The sequence below is a fragment of the Actinomadura rayongensis genome, from assembly GCF_009831215.1.
Classification (GTDB): Bacteria; Actinomycetota; Actinomycetes; order Streptosporangiales; family Streptosporangiaceae; genus Spirillospora; species Spirillospora rayongensis.
Genome location: NZ_WUTW01000007.1, coordinates 304,668 through 312,297 on the forward strand (window position 1 = coordinate 304,668; position 7,630 = coordinate 312,297).

The window sequence follows — 7,630 nt, forward strand, 5'->3', positions numbered from 1 at the left end:
CGCCGGAAGGGAAACACGGAATTCTTGTGGGGTCACAACTGCGGCTGATGCCCTTCCAGGACGGCGAGCATCCGCGCGATCGCGGCCGTCCAGGGGAACTCCTCGGCGCGGGCGCGGGCTGCGGCGCGGCGTTCGGGACGGCGCAGCAGGTCCTGCACGCCGTCGGCGAACCGCTCCGGGACGGCCGGGACCGCGACGCCCGCGCCCGGCGCCACCAGCTCGCGCGCCGCGCCCCGGTCGGCCGTCACGACGGGCGTCCCGCAGGCCAGCGCCTCCAGCACCGCGAGGCCGAACGACTCGACCGGGCAGGGGGCCAGCGCGACGTCGGCGGCGGCGAGCAGCCGGGCCACGTCGGCGCGCTGCGCGACGTGCCCGTGGAACCGGACGGGCAGCTCCTCGCGTGCGGCGTGAGCGCGCAGCGAAGGGGCGAGCGGCCCGCCGCCGACGACGTCCAGCTCGACCGGCACGCCGCGCCGCCGCAGCTCCGCGACGGCCGCGAGCGCCAGCCCGGGCCGCTTCTCCCGCGACAGCCGGCCGAGGTGCAGCAGCCGGAACGGCCCGCCGCCGGGCCGCGCGGCGCCCGGCCGGAACGTGTCGAGGTCCACGCCGAGCGGGACGCGGTGCAGTCGGGGCGCGCCGACGCGGGCGAACTCGTCCTCGGCGAACGCCGACGTCGTCACGACCGCGTCGAAGGACGCCGCCAGCCGCCGGTTCCAGCGGTCGGTGAGCGGCGCGAGCGGGACCGGGGCGGGCGTGCGGGACGCCAGGATCGCGTCCAGCCGCTCGTGCGAGAACAGCACCGACCGGACGCCGTTGCGCCGCGCCCACCGCGCGACGACGGTGAGGCTGGCCTTGTCGGACACCTCGACCACGTCCGGGCGGAGCTGCGCCAGCGCCCGCAGCACCGGCCGGGGGTTCAGGACGAGCCGGTAGCCGGGCGCGACCGACGCGCCGGGCACGGTGACGACGACGCCGTTCTCGTCCTCGCGCCGGGTGTGGGCGCGGCCGGGCACGACGAGCGCGCGGTGGTGCCCGGCGGCGGCGTACCCGGCGCCGAGCCGGTCGACGGCCGTGCGGAGCCCGCCGGACACCGGGCTGTAGAGGTTGGCGAGCTGGACGACCCTCATGCCGCCAGCTCCGCGTACGTCACCGGGCGCCCGCCCGCCGCGACGGCCAGGTCGACGGCGGCGAGCGCGGCCCGGCGCAGCCCGGGACGGCCGAGGTCGGCGGGGTGCAGCGCGATACGGAACGGTGTTCCGGATGCGGCGAGCACCCGGGCGGCGTCCACCATCAGCCGCGCCCCGAACCGCTCCCCCGCGCCGCCCGGACGGTGCGAGAGCGCGGGCATCGCCTGGACCGGCCCGCCCGGCAGAGGATGCACGGCGAGCTGGCTCGTCCAGTACGCGAACCCGAGGGACGCGAGCGCCCGCCGCGTCCCCGGCGACGCCAGCCAGCCGGGGGGCGTGAAGCCGGTGACGGCGATGTCCGCCGCCGCCAGAAGCTCCAACCCCGCGCCGAGCCGCCGCGCGGCCTCGCGCTCGGTCAGCGACCAGAACTCGCCCGCGCCCCGCGCCAGCACCCGGTTCACCCCCCGCCGCCAGGGCGGCCCGCCGGGCACGCCCGCATGCCGGTAGCCGTGCAGGGACAGCTCGTGGCCGCGTCCGGCGGCCCGGTGCAGGAGCCGGACGAGTTCCGGGTCGTCCGGCAGCGCCGGACCGCCGCCGAACGGCCCGGGGATCAGCAGCAGCGTGGCGGGGACGCCGCGTTCGTCCAGGTCGGCGAGCCATCGGGCGCTCGGCCCGGCGGTGCTCGGCGCCACGTCGTGAACCGAGACGACGAACGGGAAGGCGGAACGTTTCACGCGGCCGTCTTCGCCCGCCGTCCGGGCGCCGCGCCGTGGACGACCTCCCGGTAGTGGCCGACCAGCTCCGCGCAGACGGTGTCCCACCCGCGCCCGTGGACGGATTCCAGAGCCCGCAGCCCCATGCTCCGCCGCAGCGCGGCGTCGGCGGCGAGCGTCACCACGGCCGCGCGCAGCCCCTCGGCGTCGTCGGGCGCGTACAGCAGCCCGTTCACGCCCGGCCGGACGAGGTCCAGCGGCCCGCCCGCCGCCGCCGCGACGACGGGGACGCCGCAGGCCAGCGCCTCCTGGACGGTCTGGCAGAACGTGTCGTCGGCGCCGGTGTGGACGAACACGTCCAGCGACGCCATCAGCTCCGACAGCTCGGTCCCGGTGCGGAACCCGGTGAACACGGCGTCCGGCAGGCGGCGGCGCAGCGACCGCTCCTCGGGGCCGTCGCCGACCACGACGAGCCGGACGCCGGGCAAATCCGCCAGATGGGCCAGCAGCGCGGGTCGCTTCTCGGCGGCGAGCCGTCCGACGTAGCCGACCAGGACCTCGCCGCGCGGGGCGAGCCGCGCGCGCAGCGCCGCCGACCGGTGCCGGGGGTGGAACCGGCGGCGGTCCACGCCGCGTCCCCACAGGTGGACGCGCGGGAACCCGCGCCGCTCCAGCTCGGCCGCGACGGGCGTGGACGGCGCCAGCGTGCGCGCGGCGCCGGTGTGCAGGCGGCGCAGCCACCACCAGATCAGCGGGTCGGTGGCGCGCAGCCCGTACCGCCGGGCGAACCCGGCGATGTCGGTCTGGAACACCGCGACGGCCGGGACGTCCAGCCGCCGCGCCGCCGCCAGCCCGGACGTCCCGAGCACGAGCGGCGAGGCCAGGTGGACGACGTCCGGCCGGAAGTCCCGCAGCACCGAGGTGACGCGGCGGGCCGGGACGCCGACGACGAACGAGGAGTAGAAGGGGAGCGCGACGCCGGGCACGAGTGCGACGGGCGCCCCGGCGTACCCGTCCGGGCCGGGCCGGGGCGCGACGACGAGCGCCTCGTGCCCGCCGGCGGCGAGCTGTTCGAGGATGCGGCAGACCGAGTTCGTGACCCCGTTGACGCGGGGCAGGAACGACTCCGTCACGATGGCGACCTTCATGGCGGGCTGCATGGCGGACTTCACGGCGCCGAGCGTGTCCGGCGCGCACCACCGCACAGCCGCGTCCGACATTCCGAAAAACGAACAGCACGCGAACTTCCGCGTCCGTATCGAACGTCCCGGCCGTCAGGACGCGGCGGTCCACAGGCGCGCGTAGGCGCCGTCCGCCGCGAGCAGGGCGTCGTGCGTGCCGGACTCGACGATCCGGCCGCCGTCCATGACGACGATCGTGTCGGCGTGCCGGGCGGTCTGGAGGCGGTGGGCGATGAGCAGCGTCGTCCGGCCCGTCGCGAGGCGGTCCATCGCGGCGGTGACGCGGGCCTCGGTGGCGAGGTCGAGGTCGGCGGTGGCCTCGTCCAGCAGCAGGATCGCCGGGGCGACCAGCTCGGCGCGGGCCAGGCAGACGAGCTGGCGCTGCCCCGCCGACAACGACCGTCCGCGTTCGGTGACCTCGGTGTCGTAGCCGTCGGGCATGGTCGCGATGGCCGCGTGCGCGCCGACGGCCCGCGCCGCCGCCCGGACGCGCTCGTCGGAGGCGTCCGGGTCCCCGTAGGCGATGTTGTCGCGGACGGTCCCGGCGAACAGGAACGGCTCCTGCGGGACGTACCCGAGGCGGCGCCGGTAGGCGGCCGGGTCGAGCGTGCGCAGGTCGCAGCCGTCCACGAGCACCGCGCCGGACACCGGGTCGGCGAACCGGGCGGCCAGCCGGACGAGCGTGGACTTGCCCGCGCCCGTCTCCCCGACGATCGCCACGCGCTCGCCCGGCGCGATCCGCAGGCTGACGCCGGTGACCACGTCGGTGTCCGTGCCGGGGTAGGCGTACCGGACGTCCCGGAACTCGATCGCCCCCGCGAGATCCGGCAGCGGCGCCGGGCGCGCGGGCGCGGGGACGGTCAGCGGCGCGGCCATCAGCCCGCCGATCCGGCCCATCGACACGCGCGCCTGCTGCCAGTCGTCGAAGACGTCCGCGAACTGCTGGATCGGGCTGAAGAACAGGTCGAGGTACAGCAGGAACGCGATCAGCTCCCCGGCCGTCAGCGCGCCCCCGCCCGCCAGGCCCGCGCCGAGCCCGAGCACGACGACGGCGGCCACGTCGCCGAGGAACTGGACGAACGGGAAGTACAGCGAGATGAGGTGCTGCGACCGCAGCCGCGCGTCGGCGTAGGAGCGGGTCGCGGCGGCGAACTCGCGCTGGCGCCGCTCCTCCTGCGCGAACGCCTGCGTCTCCCGCACGCCCGACAGCGACTCCTGGAGCACGGCGTTCACCGTCGCGATCCGGTCCCGCGCCTCCCGGTACGGCCCGGCCGACAGCCGCCGGAACACGACGGTCGCCGCGATCAGCGGAAGCAGCACGAGCGCGGTCGCGCCCGCCAGCGGCGCGTTCATCGTGAACATCGCGACGGCGACGCCCGCGAACGTGAACGTCCCGGCGACGGCGGTCAGCAGCCCGTCCGACAGCAGCGCGGAGAACGCGCTGACGTCGGTGGTCATCCGGGTCATGATCCGGCCGGCCATCTCGCGCTCGTAGTAGTCGAGCCCGAGCCGCTGGAGCTGGGCGAAGACGCGGAGCCGCAGCGCGTACATCAGCCGCTCGCCGGTGCGTCCGGTGACCAGCAGGACGGCGCGCGAGGCGGCCATGCCGAGCACCGTGACCAGGCAGAACACGCCCGCGACGGCGAGGACGGCCGCGGTGTCGCCGTGCAGGACGCCCCGGTCCACGCCGTCGCGCGACAGGTACGGCCCGGCGATCCCGGCCGCCGCGTCGCCCAGCACGAGCGCGAGCCCGGCGGCCAGCGCGCCCCGGTACGGGCGCAGGAACCGCCGCAGCGTGAAGCCGGACTCCGGACGGGTCTCGGCCGCGACGTCCACGCCCGGCGCGTCCGTCGCGGGCGGCAGGGCGGCGACGCGGCGCAGCAGGTCGGCGTCCTCGGGAAGCAGTTCTTTCCGCGCGGGCGCCGCGCGGCGGACGGGTTCGGGATCGTCCGCGCCGTCGTCCAGCTCCTCCCGCTCGCCCGCCAGCAGCACGCGGTACCGGGCGCAGCGGGCCATCAGCTCCTCGTGCGTGCCGGAGTCGATGACGCGCCCCGCCTCGACGACGGCGATCCGGTCGGCGAGGCGGAGCGTGGAGCGGCGGTGCGCGATGATCAGCGTGGTCCGGTCGGCAAGGACGCGCCGCAGCGTCGCGTGGATGCTCTCCTCGACCCGCGCGTCCACCGCGCTCGTCGCGCCGTCCAGGACGAGCACCGGCGGATCGGCCAGCAGCGCGCGGGCGAGGGCGAGCCGCTGCCGCTGCCCGCCCGACAGCGTGATGCCGCGCTCGCCGACGACGGTGGCGTACCCGTCGGGCAGCGCGGCGATGAACGCGGCGGCCTCGGCGGCGCGCGCGGCGGCGGCCACCTCGGCGTCGGTGGCGTCGGGACGGCCGTGCGCGATGTTGTCGCGGACGCTGCGGGAGTACAGGAACGCGTCCTCGAACACCATGCCGATCTGGGAGCGCAGCGAGCCGAGCGTCACCGACCGCACGTCGCGGCCGTCCACCCGCACGCTCCCCCGCTGCGGGTCGTAGAACCGGGCGAGCAGCAGCGCGGCCGTGGACTTGCCGGACGCGGACGCGCCGACGAGCGCGACCGTCTCGCCGGGCGCCAGGTGCAGGTCGAAGCCGACCAGGACGGGTTCGGAGCGGCGGAACCCGAACGTCACGGCGTCGAAGTCGATGCGGCCCTCGACCTTCGGCAGCTCGGTCGCGTCCGGCGCGTCGGCGACCGCCGGGACCGAGTCCAGCAGCTCGAACACCCGCGCCGCGCCCGCGCGGGCCTGCTGGACGCGGCCGAACAGCCCCGCGAGGCTCTGCGCCGGGCCGGTGAGCATGACGAGGTAGGACGCGAACGCCAGGAACGTCCCGACCGTGATCTGGTGCCGGATCGCCAGCCAGCCGCCGAACGCCAGCACCGCCACCTGCCCGAACGCCGGGACGGCCGACAGCGCGGGCTGGAACCGCGCCATGATCCGGATCGTGCGCATGCTGGACGCGAACAGCGCCGCCGCCGCGCCCTCCAGCCGCCGCAGCTCGCGGTCCTCGGCGCCGAACGCCTTGACGACGCGGACGCCGGTGACGGCCTGGTCCACGATCTCGGCGACGTCCGCCGTCCGGGCCTGCTGGTCGAACGTCGCGGGGACGAGCGTGCGCCGCATCCGCCACGACAGGACCGCGAGCGCGGGCACGACGGTCAGCGACACGAGCGCGAGCGGCGGCGACAGCACGACCATCACGGCGAGGGCCCCGGCCATCAGCAGCACGCTCGCGGCGATCGACGGGATCGCGCGGGTGACGGCCGAGATGAGCTGCACGTCCGCGCTGGCGCGGCTGGCGAGCTGGCCGGTGGACAGCGTGCCGTGCGCGGCGAGGTCGAGCCGCTGGACCTGCGCGTGGATCGCCTCCCGCAGCGCGATGACGACCTCGACGTTCACCTTCGCGGCCCGGTAGCGGCGCACCTTCGTCAGCGCGAAGCCCGCGACGGCCAGCGCGAACAGCACGCCGAGCCACGGGACCAGCGGGACGCTGCGGGCGAGGATCGCGTCGTCCACGATCCGCCGCTCGACCACCGGGACCGCCACGCCGACCCCCGCGACCCCGATGGCGGTGACGGCGGTGAGGACGAGACTGGCGCGCTGCGCCCGCGCGTAGGGCAGAAGGCGGCGGAGACCCGGGGCGTCGCTCATCGCATCCCCAGACTTATCACCCGGTTCCCGGCGGGCGCACCCGGTAGTGGTAGCGGGCCGCGACGGTGAACCCCGCCGCCGCGTACAGCGCCCGCGCCGCCGCGTTCCGCTCGGTGACGCAGAGGTAGGCGCGGCGCGCGCCCCGCGCCCGGCCGTCGGCGAGCAGCGCCCGCAGGACGGTCCGGGCCAGGCCGCGCCGCCGCGCCTCGGGCCGGACGGCCATGCAGTACACGCCGAGCCAGTCGCCCTGCGGGACGGCCCGGCCGACCGCCGCGCCGTCCCCGGCCGCCGCGTACCGGGCCGGGGTGCCGGTGAGGATGCGGCGCGCGACGGGCTCGCCGTCGTCGTAGCGTCCGTCGACCGACCACCAGGCGTCCATCCACTCCTGGGACGGCGCGTCGGCGATCTCCGCGTCCGGGGGCGGGACTTCGGCGTCCAGGTCGGCGGTCAGGACGAGCGTCGGGTCGACCTTGACGTAGCCGCGCCGCTCCAGCAGCGCGTCCAGGGCGGCGGGACGGGCGCCGGGGCCGATGTGGAAGGTCGGGCGCTCGTCGCGGCGCAGGTAGTACTCCTCGGCGGCGCGGATCGCGGCGTCGGCGTCGGCGGGGTGGGCGGCGGGCCAGACCGAGTTGGCGCGCTTGGTGACGCCGTCGGCGAAGCGCAGCCGCCAGCCGTGGACGTCCGCGACCACGGGGGCGGGCCACGCCGCGTCGATGAGTCGCTCGAAGTCGGTCACCGGCCGAGCATAGGCGCGGGGGTGTTCCGGGCATGCGAACGGCCCCGGCGTTCGCCGGGGCCGTTCGGGTGGTGCTTATCCGAGGGGCTTGGGGGTGCCCTTCTTGCCCGGGCCGTGGCCCCACTTCAGGACCTCGTACTTGACGCCCTTGATGTGGCCTTCGCTGGTGCCGGTGTCGTACTTGCT

Annotated in this window: 5 protein-coding genes; all 5 read right to left on the bottom strand. The window is 76.6% G+C overall.

Going from position 1 to position 7,630, the window contains the following annotated elements; translation table 11 throughout:
• Positions 1-32: 32 nt before the first annotated feature.
• Genes GQ466_RS26415 through GQ466_RS32995 form a run of 5 tightly spaced genes read right to left on the bottom strand, consistent with a single transcriptional unit; the run spans position 33 to position 7,444 of the window.
• Positions 33-1,127, bottom strand: a complete 1,095-nt coding sequence (locus GQ466_RS26415) for a glycosyltransferase (protein ID WP_161105733.1) — start codon at positions 1,125-1,127, stop codon at positions 33-35.
• Positions 1,124-1,861, bottom strand: a complete 738-nt coding sequence (locus GQ466_RS26420) for a DUF2334 domain-containing protein (RefSeq protein ID WP_161105734.1) — start codon at positions 1,859-1,861, stop codon at positions 1,124-1,126. Before GQ466_RS26420 ends, GQ466_RS26415 begins: the two co-directional genes overlap by 4 nt.
• Positions 1,858-3,060 carry a glycosyltransferase family 4 protein gene (locus GQ466_RS26425; RefSeq protein WP_237418377.1) on the bottom strand — a complete coding sequence of 401 codons (1,203 nt, stop codon included), beginning with the start codon at positions 3,058-3,060 and terminating at the stop codon, positions 1,858-1,860. Before GQ466_RS26425 ends, GQ466_RS26420 begins: the two co-directional genes overlap by 4 nt.
• Before the next feature lie 54 nt (positions 3,061-3,114).
• Positions 3,115-6,708, bottom strand: coding sequence for an ABC transporter ATP-binding protein (locus GQ466_RS26430; protein ID WP_161105735.1), 3,594 nt, complete (start codon positions 6,706-6,708; stop codon positions 3,115-3,117).
• 16 nt (positions 6,709-6,724) lie between these two features.
• Positions 6,725-7,444: a GNAT family N-acetyltransferase gene (locus GQ466_RS32995; protein WP_161105736.1), complete on the bottom strand. Its 720-nt coding sequence runs from the start codon at positions 7,442-7,444 to the stop codon at positions 6,725-6,727.
• Positions 7,445-7,630: the final 186 nt, after the last annotated feature.

Coding starts and splice junctions, on each gene's coding strand:
- GQ466_RS26415 (WP_161105733.1), bottom strand. CDS start 1,127: ATGAGGGTCGTCCAGCTCGCCAACCTCTACAGCCCGGTGTCCGGCGGG.
- GQ466_RS26425 (WP_237418377.1), bottom strand. CDS start 3,060: ATGTCGGACGCGGCTGTGCGGTGGTGCGCGCCGGACACGCTCGGCGCC.
- GQ466_RS26430 (WP_161105735.1), bottom strand. CDS start 6,708: ATGAGCGACGCCCCGGGTCTCCGCCGCCTTCTGCCCTACGCGCGGGCG.